The organism is Streptomyces sp. NBC_01288 (genome assembly GCF_035982055.1).
Taxonomy (GTDB): domain Bacteria; phylum Actinomycetota; class Actinomycetes; order Streptomycetales; family Streptomycetaceae; genus Streptomyces.
Window position 1 is genome coordinate 148140 of record NZ_CP108427.1, and the last position, 19889, is coordinate 168028.

The following is a 19889-nucleotide window of genomic DNA, read 5'->3' on the forward strand; positions in this document are numbered from 1 at the left end:
CACGTCACGCTGGTTCTCCGGCATCCGCTGTGGTTCTCTCAGTGCATGACCGTGCTCGTGACCCGCCGCCACGTCGACTACGTGCGTGTCACCAGCACGGGGTGTCCCACCGAGAGCTGACGCTCCGCTCCGGCATCCGGTCCCCCGCTTCACCAGCGCGCCGCACCGTCCTCCGTCCTGCCCGCTTCCGGTCCGGACGGCGGCCCCGCGGTCTCCTCACGCACGCCCGCACCCCCGCACGCTCCGCACAAGGGAGAGCCATGAGCCAGCCCATCGACTCCGTCGCCGCGGGTCACACCCCCGAGGACGAGCCCGCAGGTCCCGACACCTCGGCCTGGTCGTTCGAGACCAAGCAGATCCACGCCGGTGCCGTACCGGACCCGACGACCGGGGCGCGGGCGACACCGATCTACCAGACCAGTTCGTTCGTGTTCCGCGACACCCAGCATGCCGCGAACCTGTTCGCGCTGGCCGAGCCCGGCAACATCTACACCCGGATCCACAACCCCACCCAGGACGTCTTCGAGCAGCGCGTCGCCGCCTTGGAGGGTGGAGTCGCCGCGGTGGCTCTCGCCTCCGGGCAGGCCGCGGAGACCCTCGCCATCCTGACGCTGGCGTCCGCGGGCGACCACCTCGTCTCCAGTACGTCCCTGTACGGCGGCACGTACAACCTCTTCCGGCACACACTGCCGAAGTTCGGCATCGAGGTGTCGTTCGTCGACGACCCCGACGACCTGGAGGCGTGGCGGGCGGCGGTCCGCCCGAACACGAAGGCCCTGTTCGCCGAGACGCTCGGGAACCCGCGCGGCAACGTCCTCGACGTGCGAGGGGTCGCCGATGTCGCGCACGCGGCGGGGGTGCCGCTGATCGTCGACAACACCGTGCCGACGCCGTACCTCCTGCGCCCGATCGAGCACGGTGCCGACATCGTGGTCCACTCGGCGACCAAGTTCCTGGGTGGGCACGGCACCACGATCGGCGGTGTCGTGGTCGACGGCGGCACCTTCGACTTCGGCGCACACGCGGAGCGCTTCCCCGACTTCAGCGAGCCGGACCCCAGCTACCACGGCCTGCGCTACTGGCCGGCGCTCGGCCCGGGCGCCTTCGCCATCAAGCTGAGGGTGCAGTTGCTGCGCGACCTCGGTCCGGCGATCTCGCCGCACTCGGCGTTCCTGCTCCTCCAGGGCGTGGAGACGCTGAGCCTGCGCATCGAGCGGCACTCGTCCAACGCGCAGGCGCTGGCCGAGTGGCTGGAGCAGCGCGACGAGGTGGCCGCCGTCCACTACCCGGGACTTGAGTCCAACCGGTGGTACGAGGCGGGGCAGCGCTACCTTCCGCGCGGTGCCGGAGCGGTGCTGGCCTTCGAGCTGCGGGACGGGGTCGAGGCAGGCAAGCGGTTCGTGGACGCCGTCGAACTCTTCAGCCATCTCGCCAACATCGGAGACGTGCGCAGTCTCATCATCCACCCCGCCTCTACGACCCACAGTCAGCTGGACGAGGCTCAGTTGGCGGCGACCGGCACCTCGCCGGGGCTGGTGCGGCTGTCGGTCGGCATCGAGAACCTCGCCGATCTGAAGGCCGATCTGGAGGCCGGGTTCCGCGCGGCCAAGGGCGCGTCCTGAGCACCGTACCGACACCGTCAGCGGTCCCCCTTCCACCGGCCTCCGGGGCCTGGCGGGAGGGGGACCCGCCCGGGCGCCGCCAGTGGCACACCCGGGAGAAGCCCCTCGCACTGGAGGCGGGCGGTGAACTGCCCGGCGTACGGCTGGCGTTCGAGACCTGGGGACGGCTCACACCGGACCGCTCGAACGCCGTGCTGGTGCTGCACGCGCTCACCGGCGACAGCCATGTCGCCGGACCGGCCGGGCCTGGTCACCCCACGGCCGGCTGGTGGGACGCGCTCGTCGGACCCGGTCAAGTCCTGGACACGGAGCGGTGGTTCGTCGTCGCGCCGAACGTGCTCGGCGGCTGCCAGGGCAGCACCGGGCCGTCCTCACTCAGGCCCGACGGGCGGGCGTGGGGCGGAGCCTTCCCCTTCGTCACCCAGCGCGACCAGGTCGCCGTAGAAGCAGGTCTCGCGGATGAACTGGGCATCGAGCGTTGGGCGTTGGTGGTCGGCGGGTCCATGGGCGGGATGCGGGCGCTGGAGTGGGCCGTGACATATCCGGAGCGGACGGACGCGCTGTTGCTGCTCGCCACCACTGCTGCGGCGAGCGCCGAGCAGATCGCGTGGGCCGGCATCCAGCTCCACGCGATCCGTTCGGACCCGCACTGGCAGGGCGGTGACTACCACGACACCGGACGGGGTCCCCACGCGGGACTCGGCCTCGCCCGCCGCCTGGCCCACGTCACCTACCGCAGTGAACCGGAGTTGGCGGTCCGCTTCGGCCGTACGGCACAGGGTGCGGAGGACCCGTGGAACGGTGGCCGGTACCAGGTGGAGTCGTATCTCGGCCATCACGCCGCCAAGTTGGTACGCCGTTTCGACGCGGGCAGCTATGTCACTCTCTCCGAGGCCATGAACAGCCACGACATCGGCCGCGACCGCGGGGACACGCGGGCCGCGCTGCGCCGGGTGACGGCGAGGACCCTGGTTGCCGGTGTCGACTCCGACCGGCTCTATCCGCCGTACCAGCAGGCCGAGTTGGCGGCCGGAATCCCGTCCGCGGACGGTCTCCGGCTGATCGAGTCGCCGTACGGCCACGACGGGTTCCTGATCGAGACGGAGCAGGTGGCCGCGCTCGTACGCGAACTCCTCGGCTAGCAGGCCGAGTTCACGACGGACTTCCCATCCCTACCTCCGGCGCCAGGGCAGCGCCTCCTGGTCGTCCCCGGCGTCCTCCTCGCGATGGAGCGCCGCGTTGATCGCCTCGCCGATCTCCGCGAACTGGCGTACCTGTTCGGGTGTCAGCGCGTCGAAGACCGCGCGGCGTACGGCCTCGACGTGGCCGGGTGCCACGCGCTCCAGGAACTCACGGCCCTGCGCCGTGAGCGCGGCGAGTTGGCTGCGCCGGTTCTCGGGGTCCTCGTAGCGGTCGAGGTACCCGGATTCCTGGAGGCGGGTCACGGCGTGGGTCAGCCGGCTGCGGGTGATCTTGAGGCGTTCGGCCAGCTCCGACATGGTCAGGGTGCTCTGCGGAACCGACGAGAGGTGGGCTAGCAGGATGTAGTCGGAGTGCGTCATCCCCGCGTCGCGTCGCAGCTGGCGGTTCAGGTGGTCGGAGAGGAGGGTCGAGAACTCGACGTAGGCGAGCCAGGCTCGCCGCTCCTCGGCATCCAGCCAGCGTGGCGTCGTCGTCATGGCCACACTTTAACCGTGCCTGGTTTGAACATTCAAACCAAAGGAAGTCGCCTATTCCGAGCACGCGACGACCATCCGGTCCGGACCGATCCGATGGCCTGGATAGTGGACTAGACAATTGCGGACCAGAAAATTCACGCCGCTTGAACCGTCGTAACGCTCCGGAATGCAACAGCCCCGGCAACCCCGAGAACCGGCCGGCCTCGGAAGCGAATTTCCGTACCGGGCCGACCGGTTTCACGACTACTCAATTGTCATATGCCTCAAGGTGTTTATACCTCCAGGCCGGCCTCAAGGCGCTTGAGGTTATGCCTCGCCAGCGCCAGATTGCTGCGCTCGCGGTCCAGCGCCAGATACAGGAAGAGCGAACCGCGCGTGCTCGCCAGCGGCCTGATCAGGTGGTACTGCTGACCGAGAGTGATCAGGATGTCCTCGATGCGGTCGTCCACGTTGATGGACTTCAGCGTGCGCTGCTTGGCCCGCACGACCTCGGTGTTGCCCGCCCCCGCGACCTCCAGGTCCAGATGCGGACCGCCGCCCAACGCCCCCAGCGTCATGCCGCTCTCGTAGTCGACCAGGGACACCCCCAGGGCCCCGTCGATAGTCATCGCTTCCTTGAGTGTCGCCTCAATGTTCACGTGGTGCCTCGTTCCCCTCACCCCGGCGAGATTCGGCATCTCGCCACGAAAACGGTCTCAATGCGAACCGTTCGGGTAACAGACAACACCATCTTTGGTCAGAGTTGCGATAGTTGGCAAATAAAGTAGTCTGCTCGCCGGAGTGACTGAAGGGGGGACCTTTGTCATCGCTCGACGCCGCGCTGGGCCGCGCCCTGAGCACGCCCGGCATCAGCGGAGCCGCGGTACTCGATGCCGTCACCGGCCTCTCCTATGCGGAGTCGGGTGATATGAGTGCCAGTCAGGACTCCTGCGAAATAGCCGAATTGGCCCGCACCCGCCTTGTTCGGGCGGGCGCGTCAGGGGAGTTGGAGAGCGTCATCGTGACGACCTCCACCCGGCATCTCGTGACGATCCAACTCCCGCGGCAGGGCGACCCCTTGCTGCTGTGCGCGACCGTCGACCGCGATCGCACGAACCTCTCCTGGGCGCTGCGCGAACTGAACCGGTACGCCGACGAGTTGCTGGCATGACGGAAGGCACCGAGGAACCGCTCGCCGAATCCCGCAATGTTCCGGCCCTGTTGGCGGCTCTCCGCACTCGACAGAGTTCCTGCACCGTGGTCGTGACCGGCAGTCCGGGCGGTTCGATCCATGTGCGGGACGGCCTCGTGGTGGCGATGGAGACCCCTGGCGCACCGGGCATCGAGGGGCTGCTGCTCAGGTCGGGCCGGATCGGTGAGCAGGAATGGTCGGCGGTCCGCGCCTCGGACACCACCCATGAACACCTCGCCGCCGAACTCGTGGCCCAAGGGCTCGTCGGCGCCGGCGAGTTGGAGGTCATCAGCCTCAGCGCACTCTTCGACGCCGCCTTCGCGCTCTCCCTCGCCGTACCCGACAGCTGGGAAGTCACCGACCCCGTACCGACGTTGTACCGCAACACCGGCGTCACCCCCGAGCGACTCCTCGGCGAGGTGTCCCGGCGCGTCGACCTGCTTGCCGGGGAGCCCGGTTCGGTCGCCGCCCTCGCCCGCACCCGTATGCGGTCGGCGTCCACCGCGCACCTCCCCGAACCCGTCGAGGGACTTCCGGCCCGGCACCGGGCCGTCCTGGCCGCCGCGGACGGACGCAGGACGGCGAGGGACATCGCGTTCGCCCTCGGCCGGGGTCTCTTCGCCGTGATGATCGACCTACGCCACCTGTTGGACCGCGGTCTCGTCCGACCGCACTCACCCTCGGCGAACGGCCGGCCGAGCACGGCAGCACGCGTCACACCCTCCGCGGTGACCTCCTTGGCCGTGGCAGCGCCCTCCGTACCCGACTCCGCCTCGCTTCCGCGTCGCCTCCCCGGCCGGAACTCCGCACCGGCCCGCCGACCTCACGACTGAACCACCCCTCCCGCAGCCACGTCCCCACCGGGCTCCCCTCCTGCCTCGTTCTCCCACCGCCTGCACGCAAACAGGAAGAAGACGCCATGAGCGACCCCGTGACCGACCTCCTCATCGCCCTGCGGGACAACGTGATGGGAGTCACCGAGACCACGCTGGCCACCAGCGACGGGCTCGTCGTGGCGAGCGACACGACCAAGACCCACCCCGAGTCCATGGCCGCGGTGGCGGCAGCGACCCTCGCCCTCGGCCACCGCCTCGCCGATCAGGGCGGCACCGGCCACCTCCGCGAGATCAGCGCGCGGTGCAGCACCGGCCACGTGATCGTGACGGCCGTAGGAGAGCGGGCGCTGCTCGCCGTGGTCGCGGACGACGGCCTGGACCAGGCGGCGTTCCGGCGGGAGATCCCGGCCGTCGCTGCGAAACTGCGCCGGCATCTCGACGAGGACGTGTAGCCCGGCACGTCGAAGGCGCCGGTTCCCGATCGACATGAGAGTGGAAGCAGCAGTACCTCCACGACTCAGGAGCACCATCGTGACCGTGACCGCGGATCTGGCCATCTCCCTCGACGGCTACATCGCCGGCACCGGCGTGAGCATCGACAACCCGGGCGGCGACGGCGCCGAGCCGCTCTTCGAGTGGATCCACAATCTGGCGAGCTGGCGGGAGCGCCAGGGCATGACCGGTGGGGAGGAGAACCGTGACTCCGAGTTGATGCGGGAGTGGTTCGACGCGACCGGAGCGGTGGTGATGGGCCGGATGATGTACGACACCGGGGAGGAGTTCTGGGGCGAGGACCCGCCCTTCCGGACCCCGGTCTTCGTCCTCACCCACCGCCCGCGACCGGCCCTCGTCAAGGAGGGCGGCACCACCTTCACGTTCGTCACCGACGGCATCCACAGCGCCCTCGACCGGGCGAAGGCGGTCGCCGGTGACCGGAACGTGGACATCGCGGGCGGTGCGAGCACCGTACGGCAGTACCTCGGGGAGGGGCTCGTCGACGAACTACAGCTCCATGTGGTGCCCGCCCTCCTCGGCGCGGGCCTGCGGCTCTTCGAGGGCCCGGGCGCGGGACCGCGGCGCGTCGAGCCGGTCAGGGTGGTCGAGACCCCTCTCGCCACGCACCTGAAGTAACGCTTCAACCGAACCGAAGATTGACCCGTCGGGGGAATGTCACGCGGCCGACTCCTCCAACGCGATCGGGTCGCCCACCCGCACCGTCCCCGCCTCCAGTACGTCCAGGTACACGCCGAGGCACGACAGCCGGCCGAGGTCGAACACCGGGATGCGGTGCTCCCGGGCGACCGCTCGCATGAGGCCGGGGTCCGGCGGGAGTTCGTCGTGGCCGAGGGTGGGGATCACACAGCGAGGGGTGGGGACCAGGACGCGGAACAGCGCCTCCCCCACGCGCAGGCGCGACCCGACCCAGCCGTCCTCCGGAAAGCCGGGCCCGCCAAGGGTGTTGACGACGAGGTTCGGCCGGAAGCGGCGCGCGTCGAAGTCCCCGGCGGGATAGACGCTGCGCATCCGGTCCAGGGCGGCCGTGGTGACGAGATGGACCCGGCCGAAGTCGAAGAACGTCCCCGGCGCGACACCGCCCGTGGTGATGCTCTCCCCCGTCGCGTCGACCGTCGCCGACTCCCGTACGACGTCCGGGACTCCGCCCTCGTACTCGGGTACGGCGCGCTCCAGCCGGCTGTGCTCCGGCAGGACGCCGGAGACGGACACCTGTCGGCCCAGCAGCTTGGACAACTCCGCGTCCAGGTCGGGGTCTTGGACCGGTAGGGCGGTGCCGTCCGGCAGGACGACGCGGACCACACCGGAGTCGTCGAGTCGGCTGTGGCAGCGCAGCAACTCGCCCCACTTCCGGGGGTGTTTGGCGCTGCCCACCGCGCCCGTCCCGTCGAGGACTGCGTAGACCCGGTCCCCGGACAGTCCGTTCTCCGTGACCGCGACGGCGACCACGGCCTCACCCAGCATCGACTTCACCGGATACCGGTACAGCGCCGTCACAGTCCCCATGGATCAACCATCGCCGAACCAACTACCGTCAGAGGGTGAGGAGTTCCTCGTAGAAACCGCCGAATCCCCGTTCGCGGTCGATGAGATGGATCTCCAGGATCCAGTGACAGGCACGGCCTGCCTTGTCGGTACGGCGCATGGGGGTGTCGTTCTCGGGGGTGACGTACGACTCGACGTGCGCGCCCTCGATCGTCTCGTGCGGGAACTCGCCGACCAGGTGCCCGGCGTGCCAACCGCCCAGCTCCCAACCGGCCTTGTCCGCAAGGCGGGCGACCTCGGTGTACAGGCCCGCACCGGTGATGTCCGGGGTGTTGTCGAAGAAGCGCCGGCCGGCCGCGAACACCTTGGGCAGGTCGTCGCGCAGTCGGTGCTTGACCGGGTCGTCGCCCAGCACGAAGGTCCGCCCGAAGTCGGCCTCGTACTCCTCGAAGATCGGCCCGAAGTCGGCGAACACGATGTCGTCCGCGCCGATCACCCGGTCCGGCGGGTTCTCCTTGTACGGCGCGAGCGTGTTCGGCCCCGAGCGCACGATCCGCTTGTGCCAGTGCCGCGTCGTACCGAAGAGCTCGTTCGCGAGGTCACGAACCCGGTCGCTGACGACCCGTTCCCCCTCGCCGGGCGCCACGAGCCCGCGCTCCTCGACCTCCGAGAAGAGCAGCGCGGCCTTGGCCTGGGCATCGAGCAGACCTGCGGCCCGTGTGGGTTCGTCATCAGCCATGGGGCGAACCTAGCCAGCTAGATCGTTCTCGGCAACGTGATTCCCTACGGCGGGCTCGCCGCATCCGGCGATGCGTGACGCGCGGGCCAGGAAGTGGTGCGGGGCGTCCTCGTAGCGGGACAGCTCCCAGCCGGCCGTTCGCAGGGCGGGGCGGAGGTTCTCCTCGGCGAGGGGGTCGTCCGGGTCGAGGGGGCGGCCGTGGCGGGCGGCGCGTTCGGCGCGGCCGGAGGGGTGGAACAGGAGCAGGGTGCCGCCCGGGGCCGTGACTCTGGCCCATTCACGCAGGGCGGTCGCCGGGTCGGGCACGTGGTTGACCAGGCCCGCGCTGAAGACGGCGTCCACTGCCCCGGTCGGCAGGGGCAACCGGCAGGCGTCGGCCAGAAGCAGGCACCCGTCCTTGTCGCGGCCCTCCCGGAGCGCGGCGGTGAGCATCGCGGGTGTGAGGTCGATGCCCACGACCAGGCCCGCGTCGCCGACCTGAGCGCGCAGCGCGGGCAGCGCACGGCCGGTGCCGCAGCCCAGGTCCACCACACGCCTGCCGGGCTGGAGTTCCATCCGTTCGACGGCCGCCGCGTACCGGGGACCGTCGTCCGCGAACCGTTCCTCCCAGGAGGCCGCCCGCCGGGTGAAGAAGGCACGGGTCGCTGTCTGCCCGGCGCGCCCCGCGACGAACGCGGCGAAGCGCTGGAACACGTCGTCGCGGTGCCGGGCCAGAACGGCGAGTTCGGCGGACGCGTTCTCCACGACTCCGGGAGCGGTGGCAGCTTCCTCCGGGAACGCGTCGGCGAAGGCGCCGACCGCCCCCTCGTCCACCTCCAGGTGGAACTGCATGCCCCACGCCGAGCCGCCGACCCGGAACGCCTGCACCGGGTACCGGTCGCAGGAGGCCAGCAGTGTCGCCCCGGCCGGCAGGTCCATCGTGTCGCCGTGCCAGTGCAGCACCCGCAGCCGCTCGGGGACGGCTGCGAACAGCGCGTCTCCGCGCGCCGCGTCCGTCATCCGTACGTCGGCCCAGCCGACCTGCGTGCCGTTTCCGGGCCGGGCGACCCCACCGGCCGCGACGGCCAGCAGCTGCGCGCCGAGACACACGCCGAGTACGGGCACCTCGGCCTCCAACGCGGCGCGCAGCAGGGCGAGTTCGGCACCACGGCCGGGGAAGTCCTCGTAGGCGGCCATCGCCCCGCCCATCACCACCAGGCCCACCAGGTCGTCGGCCGTGTCGGGCACCGGGTCGCCCGCCCAGGTCCGGCAGACCCGCGTCGGCAGCCCGGCCGCCTCGATCGCGGCGCCGATGGCGTACGGGCCTTCCTGCGGTGCGTGCTCCACGATCTGGATCACGGGCGACCACCTCCCGCTCGACCGTACCCGGACGACGACCGGGCCGAAACGCGGATGCGATGGCACGGACCCAGGTCGCCTCGCATCTGCGAGCCAGTTTCCCGCCTCGCTGCGGCATGCGCGAACGTCACCGGAAGAACGGCGGGATTCTGATGCTCGGCGTCGCCGTTCGCGAGGTTCCTCGGATTTGCCAGGATGAAGCAAACTCCCAGGTGGCGGATGCGACGGGGTCGGTGACGGGCGCGGCGGGAGCGGCTAGCTTGTGGACGCACAGTCGGTAAGAAATCCGGCAATCCAGACCTTTCCTCTTCTTTGTGAGGCGTTCCGTCATGAGCTTGAGCATCCGCAACCAGATTCCCGGCACCGTCACGGCTGTCACGCCCGGCGCCGTGATGGCGACCGTGAAGGTGCGCCTCGACGGCGGCCAGGACCTCACCGCGGCGATCACGTTGGAGGCCGTGAAGGACCTGGGGCTCGCCGAGGGCACGGCCGTGCGCGCCATGATGAAGTCCACCGAGGTCGCGCTCGCCACGAGCCGGGTGGAGGGGGTGTCCATCCGCAACCAGTTGCCCGGCACGGTCAGCGATGTCGCCACCGGCGGGGCGATGGCCGTCGTCAAGGTCACGGTCGACGGGGGCGAGCTGACCGCGGCGATCACGAAGGACGCGGTCGGCGACCTGGGGCTGCGGACCGGTTCGCCGGTCGTCGCGCTGATCAAGTCGACCGAGGTGTCCCTGGCGACCGTCTGACGCGGGGCCGCCGTAGCCGCGATTCCGGTGACGGGCCACGCGCGGGCGCACACCGGGACCCGGCGTCGGCCCGGTCGCGTGTGAGCGCCTACGCTGCTCGGGGAAGGCAGCCGTAACGAGGCGACCAGCGGAGAAGGGGCGTCACCCGTGGCAAGCGACCGACACGGTACGGCCGAGGCCGACGCGTCCCGTCCCGTTCCGCCCGGCCAGCGTCATGTGCACGGCTGGCCGGTCTCGCACTACGGGCCCGTCCCCCGTTTCCGTCCCGAGCGCTGGAACCTGCGCGTCCACGGTGCCACGGCCGACGGTGCCGAGCGCATCTGGACCTTCGACGAGCTGGCGCCGCTGCCGCATGTCACGGTCGTCGCCGATCTGCACTGCGCGTCCGGCCCGACCTCCACCGACCACGAGTGGTACGGCATCCCCGCCGGCACCGTCCTGGACCTGGTGCCGCCCGCGCCGGAGGTCACGCACGTCATGGCCTGGGCGGAGTACGGCTACTCCACCAACCTCCGCCTCGCCGACTTCACGGCCGCGCAGACCCTGCTCGCCACGCACCACAACGGCGAGCCCCTCACCGCCGAACACGGCTTCCCGCTGCGTCTGGTCGTGCCGCATCTGTACGGCTACAAGAGCCCCAAGTGGCTGCGCGCCATCGAGTACCTCACCGAGGACCGGCGCGGGTTCTGGGAGGAGCGCGGCTACCACACCATCGCCGACCCGTGGAAAGAGCAGCGCTACTCCTACCAGGAGCAGGACGACGACGAGGCACGGCCTCCCGGCCGGTAGGCCGAAACCCGCCACGCGACCCGACAGGCACGACACGTAGCCTCGTCGGCATGGTCAAGCATCGTTTTGTCGACGTGAACGGCATCCGTCTGCACATCGCCGAGCAGGGCGAAGGCCCCCTGGTGATCCTCCTGCACGGCTTCCCGGAGTCATGGCACTCCTGGCATCAGCAGATCGGCGCGCTGGCCGACGCGGGGTTCCATGTGGTCGCCCCCGACCAGCGGGGATACGGCAGCAGTGACCATCCGGACGAGGTCGACGCGTACACCATCTTCCACCTGGTCGGCGATGTCGTCGGCCTGATACAGGAGTTGGGCGAGGGCAAGGCGTACGTCGTCGGGCACGACTGGGGTGCGCCGGTCGCGTGGCACACCGCGCTGCTGCGGCCGGACCTGGTGCTCGGGGTGGCCGGGCTGAGCGTGCCGCCGCCGTACCGGGGGACGCAGCGTCCGATGGCCATGATGCAGGAGATCTTCCAGGGCCGTTTCTACTGGAACTACTTCAACCAACCGGGCGTCGCCGACGCCGAGTTCGGGAGGGACACCCGCACCACGCTCCGCAAGTTCCTCTACTCGGCGTCCGGTTCGGCCTCTCCCTCCGGCGAGATCATGCAGCCGCTGGTCGACCCCGAGAAGGGCTGGCTCGTGGCCATGGAGGACCCCGAGGTGCTGCCGGAGTGGCTCACCGAGGAGGATCTCGACGTGCTGACCGAGAGTTTCTCCAAGGGCTTCACCGGCGCCCTGAACTGGTACCGCAACCTGGACCGCAACTGGGACCTGACCGCGCCGTGGAACAACGCCGTCGTCACCCGCCCCGCCCTGTACATCTTCGGCGACCGCGACCTCGTGCCCGCGTTCCCCGGCGCCCGCGACATCATCGACCAACTCCCCACCTTCATGCCCAGCCTGGTACGCGCCCCCATCGAGCTGCCCGGCTGCGGCCACTGGACCCAGCAGGAACGCCCCGCCGAGGTGAACGCGGCACTCATCGACTTCCTGACGACGTGCGAGAGCGCAGCCGACACCGGTGGATCAGGAACGGTGACGGACGGTTCGTGACCGTCTGGTCCGCGTAGCCCGCTCGCAAGGTCGGGCGGGGAAACCCGCTCGACCCGGTCGCCTCCACGAGGAGATCCTTCGGGCATGGAGTTCCTCTGCTACCACCGCGACCGGCCCGGTTCCCTCCCTCTGCGCGACGAACTGGTGGAACGGCACTGGTCCTACATGGACCGGTACGCCAAGGAAATGATCGCCCGGGGTCCGACGCTCGCCGACGACGGTGACACCCCCACCGGCAGCGTGCACATCCTCGACCTGCCCGATCCGGCCGCGGCCCGCGCGTTCGCCTTCGACGAGCCCAACCATCAGGCCGGCGTCTACCGGGACGTGCTGCTGCGCCGGTGGCGCAACACTTTGGGGCGCACCATGTGGGACTTCCCCGGCGGCCGGACCGGAGGCAACCGGTACCTGGTGCTCGGCTTCGGCACCGGGCAGGCCGTGGACCTGGCGGTGCCGCCCGGCCGGGACGAACTGATCGCGTACGGGCCCCTGTTGTCCGACGACGGCGCCACCTGGCTGGGCACGGCGGCGTTGCTCCGGGCGCCGGACCAGGAGACGGCGCGTGCCGTGCTGACCCGGGACCGGTACGCCGATATCGAGGTCCACAACTGGCAGTTCGGCGGACGCCCGACCTGAGCGCCTATGGCATGCGCGGGCGGCTGAGCCCACCGGCCGCCAGGAGTTCGTCCCACGTCTCCAGCGCCGTGGCCTCGGTGTCCGGAGCGCCCAGCAGTCGGGCGCCCCCGGCAGCCATGGCCGTGCCGTGCGGCGCCCACGTGTCGAGGTGCCCCTGAAGTACCGCACGGTTTCCGGGGTCCGCGTCGGTGAGGAATGTCAGGAGGGCCCGGGTCCAGCGGGCCGCGCGTCGGGCGTCGCGTGCCAGGTCGTCGGTGATGAGGGAGTCGAGGGGGACGCCAACGGTGTCGAGGCGGCGGGCCAGGCCGTTCAGGAGTACGGCGTCGGCGACCGGTTTGACCACGAGTTGGAAGGCGACCAGGGCCACGTCCCAGTCGTAGGCGACCAGTGACTCCTCGACTGCACGGCGGAACGGTTGCCAGTCCGGTTGGTGTTCCCAGGTGGTGCGTTCGGCGAGGCCGAAGGGGCGGTCGGGGTGGGTGCGGGCCAGTTGGGTGGTGCGGTAGGCGAGGAGTTGGACGCGGCGGAGTTGGTCGGCCGTCTGGAAGGCGGCGCAGGTGGCGATGTAGCTGCCGGGGGCGAGTTGCTGGAGGTAGGCGGAGAGCATCTGCTGGCCGTGGACCAGGTAGCGGGCCGGGGTCACCGCCAGTGCCAGCAGGTCGAGTTGACGGGCCGTCAGGCGTTCGTCGTGCTGTTCCTTGTCGAAGCGTTCGAGCAGGCCCTCGACGTACGTCTCGCGGTCGTCCTGCATCGCGACATAGCTGCCGTACGTCACCCGGTCGGGATCGCGGAAGGCGTCCCAGTCGGGCACGGTCAGGGCCATGCCGTCGCGGTGCTCGCGCAGCCAGCGGTTGCCGTGCGCGTCGGGCGGGAGTTCCAGCGGGGTGGCGCCCATGGTGTGGTTCATGCCGTGGGTGAGGACCTCGTACTCGCCGGGCCGGCGGCCCAGGTCGCCGAAGGCGCTCCAGGTGCGCAGGCGGGTCGCGCGCCGCCGGTCGCGCTGCTGTGCCATGGCTTCTCCTGACCTCGTCACGGACTGCCTCGTCACTCGCTGTGGAACCACATGTACTCCTGCGACCGGGAACGCATCCGTCCCTTGAAGGAGGGCATCTCGATCTCCAGGGCGGAGAGTTGGAAGGTCCCGCCGAGGTGTTCCTCCAGGCTGCGCCGGGTCAGCCGGCACTCGTGCGGGGTGTGGACGCGGACGTAGTCGTCGCGGTCCACGACGTACACGTCCCGGTCGGGGTTGTCGTCGGACACCGCCTCGATGACGGCGTCCGCCAGCGGCCCGGAGCGCAGCACCGGGCCGACGAGGACGGGGTCGAGCGGGGCGTCACTGTCGAGTTCGTAGACGGTCATGGGGTGGGTGCCGGCCTTTCGTCGGACGGGCGGCGGCTGACGTGCACCTGGCCGTCGGCGATACGGGTGGCGTGGCGTACGAGGCAGGAGCCGCGCGGGTTGATGCCCCGGCCGGTGCGCACGTCGAACTCCCAGAGGTGGAAGGCGCAGGTCAGGACGGTGCCGTCGAGATCACCCTCGGCGAGGGACTGCCGTTGGTGCGGGCAGGTGCCCTGGTAGGCGAGGTAGTCGCCCTCGACGCGGATCAGCAGGATCTCCGTGCCGTCGACCTCGAAGGGCTCCATCTCGCCGTCCCACAGGGCGTCTTGGGCAGCCACCGGCACGTAGTCGGAGCAGTCGGGCGCCTCCTCAGTCACGGAACCGCACGTCCAGCCATTGCAGGGGCAGCAGGGACAGTTCGCCGAGTGTCACCGACGGGTCGATCTTCCGGTCGTCGAGATACACGTCGTACGACGGGACGCCGGGCGGAGCCGCCACGCGTCGCCCGACGCTGTGCACGGCCACCTTCTCCGCGACCGTGTCCATGGTGTCGTCGGTGTCGACGGCCACCAGGTGCGGGATGAAGTCGCCGACCAGCCTGCCGACGATGGGGAACAGTGCCATGTGGATGAATCCCCTTATGCCGTGGGGTCGTTGGCGTACTCGCGTGCCCAGCGGTAGCCGTCCGTGTCGTCGCCCATGACGTCCGGGGTGAGGCCCATCCACGCGAGTGCGCCGGGCAGGTCCATGGGCTGGATGTCGCCGCCGATGAACCGGTCGACGACCGTGCGGTGGCCCGCGTACCGCTCGGGTTCCTGCTCGAAGCACCACTTGGAGATCTCGCTGTCGAAGTGGTGGATCCGGCCGTCGCGGACGAGGGAGACGGGGTTGAGCCGCTCGCGGGACATGGCGGTACCTAGGGGCAGTTGGGTGACGCTGCACAGGGCGGGGAGGGTCTCGGGGAGGGTGCGGTCGATGTGTCCGGCGTTGATGTTGCGGATGATCTCGTCCCACAGGACGCCCCAATTCTCCTCCCATTGGGGGTACTTGTCGTTCAGCCAGGCCCGTTCGTCCTTCGAGACACCGGCGCTGGTGTTCCAGAAGAGGGTGGGTCGGTAGAACCACAGGCCGAGTTGCATCGCGTGCTGGCCGTTGTCCAGGGAGTACAGGAAGTCGTCCCAGTACCAGGGGCGCTTCAACCCGTAGTCCTCCAGCACCCGTTCGTGCTGGTCGACGATCCATTCCAGCATGAACTCCTTGTAGGACATCTTCCGTTTGTCGAGCGGCGTGTAGTAGTCCATCGCCGGTCCGGTGAGGGTCTGGAAGATCCGGGAGGCGCGCCAGAACGCCACGTCGACGATGCGCTGCGCGCGTTGCGGGTCGTGGGCCATCACCACTTCCAGGGTGGGGAAGCCCTGTTGGGCGTGGCGGGCCTCGTCGGTCTGGATGGAGGAGAGCAGGTTCGACCAGTTGACGTCACCGGCGGCCATCGCGTCGGAGGCGAGCGCGACGAACTGGATGTTGCTGAAGCCGTGTTCGAGGGTCAGGTTGGAGGCGAGACAGGCCTCCACGCAGTCCGCGTTGAGCATGATGTCGTCGAAGAGGCTCTTCGCCGCGACGACCGCCCACTGGTTGGTGTGGTACGCCTTCTGCGCCCAGTCGAAGCGGGTGTCGTGCTTCAGCAGGGCGTGCGAGAAGCGCAGGCTGAGCTGGGTGTGCCGGGTCTCGTCGAGCAGTCCGAACACGCCGAGGTTGCGCCACTTCGGGGAGGGGGCGAAGCGGCAGAACCGGCTCTGCATGGTGACGGCCATGTACTCGACCATCGTGATCAGTCCCATGTGCATCTGCGAGGCGGCGACATGGGACGCGGGTAACTGGTCGTAACTCCCCGCCCGTTGAAGGGCGTTGCTCACCGCTTTGACCCCGGACTCCTTCTCCCGCTGGACGCGCACGTAGTCCCGGTACGAGACACGGAAGGGCTCCTCCCAGGCGTCCCACGCTTCCTCGGGGATGCCTTCGGCGCCGGTCCACTCCGCGGGGAAGGCCGCACCACGCTCCACGTACGAGAAGGTCCAGTCGAGGTCGCGCGAGGTCTCGTACCAGTCGTCCTGGGTGAGAAGCATGCGGATCACATCCTGATGGAATGGTGCGCGGGCTGCCTCGTAGCCGCATTTTCCACCGGCATACCACCCGCTGCCAGCAGAACGGGGCACATGTCCGACAATCGCCTCTGGTTCTGACGCTGCGTCAGCGTCCCTTAGCGCAGCGCATTGAAGTCTCTCGACGTCAGCACGACAACCTCCGGCGCGGACCGGCCCGTTACCCGTACGTGCACCCCAACCTTTCCACGACCTCATCCCACGAACGGCCTCCCCGGAGGCAGTTCGCCCTGTCGGCCCTCGTCGCGGCCTCGGCCGCCGCCCTGTTGCTGGTCGGCTGCTCCTCCTCGGCGCACCCCACGGTCTCGAAGACGGTCGGCGCGGCCTCTACGGCGGCGGGGGCGGGGGCGTCGAGATCGGCCGGCCCTTCCGGGGAGAGCAGACCGGTCTACTCGTACAAGAAGGCCGTCCGGGAGACCGTCTGGGTCGACACCGGGCGCGACGACGACCGTGACGGGAAGAGCGACCGGGTGGCCGTCGACATCGTGCGCCCGGCCGAACCCGCCGCGAAGGGCCGGAAGATACCGGTCATCATGGAGGCCAGTCCGTACTACTCCTGCTGCGGCCGCGGCAACGAGAGCCAGAAGAAGACCTACGACGCCAAGGGCCGCCCGGTCGACTTCCCGCTCTTCTACGACAACTACTTCGTCCCGCGCGGCTACGCCTTCGTCGCCGTCGACCTCCCCGGCACCGGCCGCTCCGACGGCTGCACGGACGCCGGCGGGCCCATCGACATCCAGTCCACGAAGACGGTCGTGGACTGGCTCAACGGCCGCGCCCACGCCTACACCACACACACCGGCACCACCCCCGCCAAGGCCGGCTGGACCAACGGCAACACCGGGATGATCGGCAAGAGTTGGGACGGCTCCATCGCCAACGGGGTCGCCGCCACCGGCGTGAAGGGCCTGAAGACGATCGTCCCGATCAGCTCCATCTCCTCCTGGTACGACGCCTACTTCTCCCAGGGAGCCGGGCTGGTCGGCAACGCGCCCACTCCTGGCGCTCTGATCCGCATGGTCGAGAGCGACGCCACCGGCAAGCGCTGCGCCGCCGTGAACAAGCCGCTCGGCGACGCGGCCGTCAAGTCCGGTGCCTGGTCGCCGATGTGGGCCGAACGCGACTATGTGGCGGACGCGAAGAAGGTGAAGGCGAGCGTCTTCGTCGTGCACGGCCAACAGGACCTCACCGTCCGCACCAAGAACGTCGGCCAGTGGTGGGACGCCCTCGCCAAGAACGGCGTCGTGCGCAAGATCTGGCTCTCCCAGACCGGCCACGTCGACCCCTTCGACTACCGCCGTACGCAGTGGGTGGACACCCTGCACCACTGGTTCGACCATGAACTCCTCGGCTACGACAACGGGATCGACCGCGCACCGATGGCCGACATCGAGCGGACCCCGGACCACTGGACGACGGACGCGGTCTGGCCGCCGAAGTCCACAACCCCCTTGACCCTCAACCCCGTTCAGGGCACGCAGACGGGCGTGGGCACGCTCAGCACAAAGCCCGGAAGCGGCGGGACCGAGACCTTCACCGACGCCACGGACAAGTCCGAGCTCGACTGGGCCGCGCACATCGACCAGTCGACCGGCGAGAAGGCGGGCTTCGTCACCCAACCGCTCACGAAACCGCTGCGCGTCTCCGGTGCCTCGCAGGTGACCGTCACCGCCACCTCGACGACCGCGACCGCGAACCTGTCGGCGGTCCTCGTCGATGTCGGCCCGTCCACCATCCGGGACTACGACAAGGGCGGTCTGGGCATCTCCACGGTCTCCGGATCATCCTGCTGGGGCGCGAACTCGGGCCAGGACAGCGGCTGTTACAAGAAGACGGCGGCCAAGACCGAGCACGTCACGAGCACCGTCTTCAGCCGGGGCTGGGCCGCGCTCGGCACCGCCGCCGACGCGCACGAGGTCCTGCCGCTCACGCCCGGCAAGCCGTACGCCCTCACTCTCACGCTTGCGAGCGCCGACCACGTCGTCCCGGCCGGGCACCGGCTGGCCTTGATCGTCGCGGGCACCGACTGGGGCATCGCCAACCGCGCGGCCGACCGGCCGACGATCACCGTCGATCTGGCGCACACGTCCCTGCGCCTGCCGCTCGTGGGCCAACCGGGCCTGCCCGCCTCGTAGTTGCCATAGAAGACCGGGCTCGACGGGGGCCGGAACCCCGGGAATGCCTGCTGGGAGGCGCCGCCTCCCAGCAGAGAGGAAACCGATCGTGGCGCCGGCACCGGTCCCCGACGCATGCTGGCTGTTCGATGAACCACAACCGTCCCGGAACGGGCCCCCTCACCGTCACCGTCCTCGTCTTCCCCGGTGTCCGGCTGCTCGATGTGACCGGCCCGATCGAGGTGTTCGCGTCGGCCAACGAGTTCGGCGGGCGCTATCGGGTGCAGGTCGCGTCCGAGGACGGCGCCGGGGTGATCACCTCCGCCGGGACCCGCATCGGCGCCGACCTCGCCGTGGACGACGTGCGCGAGCCGTACGACGTCCTCGTGATCCCGGGCGGCCCCGAATGGGAGACGGCGATCAAGGACGACGCGCTCCTGGATGCCGTGCGACGGCTGCACGGCATGGCGCGTTGCACGGCGTCGGTGTGCACCGGCGCGTTCCTGCTGGCCGCGGCCGGACTCCTGCGAGGGCGTCGGGCCGTGACGCACTGGCGGCAGTCCCGGCAACTGGCCGTTCGTTTCCCGTCCGTGCGGGTCCAGCCGGACGCGATCTTCGTGCGGGACGGCCCGATGATGACCTCGGCGGGTGTCTCGGCCGGTATCGATCTCTCCCTGGCGCTCGTCGAGGAGCATTTCGGTGCGGAGGTCGCCCGGGCGGTCGCCAAGGACATGGTCGTCTTCATGCAACGCCCGGGAGGGCAGTCGCAGTTCAGCGTCCGCTCCCAACTCCCTTACTCCCGAGTGGAGATGCTCCGGCGAGTGCTGGACACGGTCGCCGCAAACCCCGGCGCCGAGCACACGCTGGCCGCCATGTCCCGCCGGGCGGGCATCAGCGTCCGCCATATGAGCCGGCTCTTCGACGAAGAGGTGGGGACGACCCCGGCCCGGTACGTGGAGCAGGTCCGGCTGGAGGCGGCCCAGGTGTTGCTGGAGAGCGGTGACGAGGCCCTGCCGGTGGTGGCGCGGCGCACCGGGTTCGGCTCGGCCGAGTCGCTCCGCAGGGCGTTCGTACGGCACTTGGGGGTGACGCCGGGCGCGTTCCGGACGAGCTTCCGGACGACCGGAACGGCCACGGGCACAGACTCGGACTCGGACTCGGACTCGGCTATCGCGAACACAGAACAGGACAGACAGGCATGACCCCGAACGACCAACCCCAACTCGACTACTTCAAGTACTTCAAGCCGGAACTCGTCGTCATCCCGTGCGGCAGCCGCAAGCTCGACCGGCCCGCGCGCGCCGCCGACCTGTACACCGGCTCGTACCACCGCGCGTGCCGCAAGGCTGCCGACGCACTACGGCCCGACCGGCTGCTGATCCTCTCCGCGCGGTACGGCCTGCTCGACCTCGACGACGTGGTCGAGCCGTACGACACCCCGCACGGTGCGACGGACGCCGTGACGTCCCAACTCATCCTGGAACAGGCGACGTTGCGGGGCATCGTGCTCCTCGATCCGGTCGTCGCCCTCGGCGGCGCCCGGCACGTCGGCCTCGTCCATTCCGTCTGGCCGCACGCCTTCACCCCGCTTGCCGGGACCCGAGGGATGGGCGAGCAGATGGCCCGCCTCGCGGCACTGCGCAATGGCGCGGTCAAATAGCCC

General features: G+C 69.9%; 23 protein-coding genes. 13 read left to right on the forward strand and 10 right to left on the reverse strand.

Translation table 11 applies throughout. From position 1 onward, the window contains the following. Positions 1-260 precede the first annotated feature (260 nt). Together OG194_RS00715 and metX are read left to right on the forward strand one after the other, a co-directional pair. A complete protein-coding gene (locus OG194_RS00715) occupies positions 261-1622 on the forward strand; it encodes a bifunctional o-acetylhomoserine/o-acetylserine sulfhydrylase (protein ID WP_327398805.1) in 1362 nt (453 codons plus the stop codon). Next, positions 1619-2764, forward strand: coding sequence for a homoserine O-acetyltransferase MetX (gene metX, locus OG194_RS00720; RefSeq protein WP_327406949.1), 1146 nt, complete (start codon positions 1619-1621; stop codon positions 2762-2764). Before OG194_RS00715 ends, metX begins: the two co-directional genes overlap by 4 nt. A gap of 30 nt (positions 2765-2794) precedes the next feature. Here metX and OG194_RS00725 read toward each other — a convergent pair whose 3' ends face one another. Both OG194_RS00725 and OG194_RS00730 read right to left on the reverse strand, forming a co-directional pair. Continuing rightward, on the reverse strand, positions 2795-3301 hold the full coding sequence (locus OG194_RS00725) for a MarR family winged helix-turn-helix transcriptional regulator (RefSeq protein ID WP_327398806.1): 507 nt from the start codon (positions 3299-3301) through the stop codon (positions 2795-2797). A gap of 272 nt (positions 3302-3573) precedes the next feature. Then, the gene (locus OG194_RS00730; protein WP_327398807.1) at positions 3574-3939 is read right to left on the reverse strand and encodes a hypothetical protein; all 366 of its coding nucleotides are present in this window, start codon (positions 3937-3939) and stop codon (positions 3574-3576) included. A 161-nt stretch (positions 3940-4100) separates the two neighbouring features. On the opposite strand from OG194_RS00730, the gene OG194_RS00735 reads away from it, so the two are divergent. From OG194_RS00735 to OG194_RS00750, 4 genes are all read left to right on the forward strand, one after another. Then, positions 4101-4451, forward strand: a complete 351-nt coding sequence (locus OG194_RS00735; protein WP_327398808.1) for a hypothetical protein — start codon at positions 4101-4103, stop codon at positions 4449-4451. Then, positions 4448-5305, forward strand: a complete 858-nt coding sequence (locus OG194_RS00740; RefSeq protein ID WP_327398809.1) for a hypothetical protein — start codon at positions 4448-4450, stop codon at positions 5303-5305. The genes OG194_RS00735 and OG194_RS00740 overlap by 4 nt, the downstream gene beginning before the upstream one ends. An 86-nt stretch (positions 5306-5391) precedes the next feature. Then, complete coding sequence (locus tag OG194_RS00745; protein WP_327398810.1) at positions 5392-5760, forward strand: roadblock/LC7 domain-containing protein; 369 nt, start codon at positions 5392-5394, stop codon at positions 5758-5760. Between the two features lie 79 nt (positions 5761-5839). Next, on the forward strand, positions 5840-6439 hold the full coding sequence (locus OG194_RS00750; protein ID WP_327398811.1) for a dihydrofolate reductase family protein: 600 nt from the start codon (positions 5840-5842) through the stop codon (positions 6437-6439). A 39-nt stretch (positions 6440-6478) separates the two neighbouring features. Here the strand turns inward: OG194_RS00750 and OG194_RS00755 are convergent, their stop codons facing one another. The 3 genes from OG194_RS00755 to OG194_RS00765 are packed head-to-tail and all read right to left on the reverse strand — an operon-like array spanning position 6479 to position 9383. After that, positions 6479-7327, reverse strand: a complete 849-nt coding sequence (locus tag OG194_RS00755) for an MOSC domain-containing protein (protein ID WP_327398812.1) — start codon at positions 7325-7327, stop codon at positions 6479-6481. A gap of 28 nt (positions 7328-7355) precedes the next feature. Further along, positions 7356-8045 carry a M24 family metallopeptidase gene (locus OG194_RS00760; protein WP_327398813.1) on the reverse strand — a complete coding sequence of 230 codons (690 nt, stop codon included), beginning with the start codon at positions 8043-8045 and terminating at the stop codon, positions 7356-7358. A gap of 9 nt (positions 8046-8054) precedes the next feature. Continuing rightward, entirely contained in the window at positions 8055-9383 is a 1329-nt protein-coding gene (locus tag OG194_RS00765; RefSeq protein ID WP_327398814.1) for a methyltransferase domain-containing protein, read from the reverse strand. A gap of 329 nt (positions 9384-9712) precedes the next feature. On the opposite strand from OG194_RS00765, the gene OG194_RS00770 reads away from it, so the two are divergent. From OG194_RS00770 to OG194_RS00785, 4 genes are all read left to right on the forward strand, one after another. Further along, on the forward strand, positions 9713-10132 hold the full coding sequence (locus OG194_RS00770) for a TOBE domain-containing protein (protein ID WP_266775314.1): 420 nt from the start codon (positions 9713-9715) through the stop codon (positions 10130-10132). 147 nt (positions 10133-10279) lie between these two features. Continuing rightward, positions 10280-10921, forward strand: coding sequence for a molybdopterin-dependent oxidoreductase (locus tag OG194_RS00775; protein WP_327398815.1), 642 nt, complete (start codon positions 10280-10282; stop codon positions 10919-10921). Between the two features lie 50 nt (positions 10922-10971). Beyond that, positions 10972-11979, forward strand: a complete 1008-nt coding sequence (locus tag OG194_RS00780; protein WP_327398816.1) for an alpha/beta fold hydrolase — start codon at positions 10972-10974, stop codon at positions 11977-11979. 84 nt (positions 11980-12063) lie between these two features. After that, positions 12064-12615 carry a YciI family protein gene (locus OG194_RS00785; RefSeq protein WP_327398817.1) on the forward strand — a complete coding sequence of 184 codons (552 nt, stop codon included), beginning with the start codon at positions 12064-12066 and terminating at the stop codon, positions 12613-12615. Between the two features lie 4 nt (positions 12616-12619). On the opposite strand, the gene OG194_RS00790 is transcribed toward OG194_RS00785, so the two are convergent. From OG194_RS00790 to OG194_RS00810, 5 genes are read right to left on the reverse strand one after another with little or no spacing between them, the layout of a single operon-like run. Then, positions 12620-13627 (reverse strand): toluene hydroxylase, encoded by a 1008-nt coding sequence (locus OG194_RS00790; protein WP_327398818.1) that lies wholly within the window; start codon positions 13625-13627, stop codon positions 12620-12622. A 32-nt stretch (positions 13628-13659) separates the two neighbouring features. Next, the gene (locus OG194_RS00795) at positions 13660-13974 is read right to left on the reverse strand and encodes an MmoB/DmpM family protein (RefSeq protein ID WP_327398819.1); all 315 of its coding nucleotides are present in this window, start codon (positions 13972-13974) and stop codon (positions 13660-13662) included. Next, the gene (locus OG194_RS00800) at positions 13971-14330 is read right to left on the reverse strand and encodes a Rieske 2Fe-2S domain-containing protein (RefSeq protein WP_327398820.1); all 360 of its coding nucleotides are present in this window, start codon (positions 14328-14330) and stop codon (positions 13971-13973) included. Before OG194_RS00800 ends, OG194_RS00795 begins: the two co-directional genes overlap by 4 nt. Continuing rightward, a complete protein-coding gene (locus tag OG194_RS00805; RefSeq protein ID WP_033279816.1) occupies positions 14323-14577 on the reverse strand; it encodes a toluene-4-monooxygenase system B family protein in 255 nt (84 codons plus the stop codon). Before OG194_RS00805 ends, OG194_RS00800 begins: the two co-directional genes overlap by 8 nt. Before the next feature lie 14 nt (positions 14578-14591). Then, positions 14592-16076: a toluene monooxygenase gene (locus OG194_RS00810; RefSeq protein ID WP_327398821.1), complete on the reverse strand. Its 1485-nt coding sequence runs from the start codon at positions 16074-16076 to the stop codon at positions 14592-14594. A 302-nt stretch (positions 16077-16378) separates the two neighbouring features. Between OG194_RS00810 and OG194_RS00815 the strand changes: the two genes are divergently transcribed. The 3 genes from OG194_RS00815 to OG194_RS00825 all read left to right on the forward strand — a co-directional run bounded on the left by OG194_RS00815 (position 16379) and on the right by OG194_RS00825 (position 19886). Continuing rightward, positions 16379-18247, forward strand: coding sequence for a Xaa-Pro dipeptidyl-peptidase (locus OG194_RS00815; protein ID WP_442811773.1), 1869 nt, complete (start codon positions 16379-16381; stop codon positions 18245-18247). 128 nt (positions 18248-18375) lie between these two features. Further along, positions 18376-19428, forward strand: a complete 1053-nt coding sequence (locus OG194_RS00820; protein WP_327398823.1) for a GlxA family transcriptional regulator — start codon at positions 18376-18378, stop codon at positions 19426-19428. Further along, on the forward strand, positions 19425-19886 hold the full coding sequence (locus OG194_RS00825) for a DUF6884 domain-containing protein (RefSeq protein ID WP_327398824.1): 462 nt from the start codon (positions 19425-19427) through the stop codon (positions 19884-19886). Before OG194_RS00820 ends, OG194_RS00825 begins: the two co-directional genes overlap by 4 nt. The last annotated feature ends 3 nt before the right edge of the window (positions 19887-19889 follow it).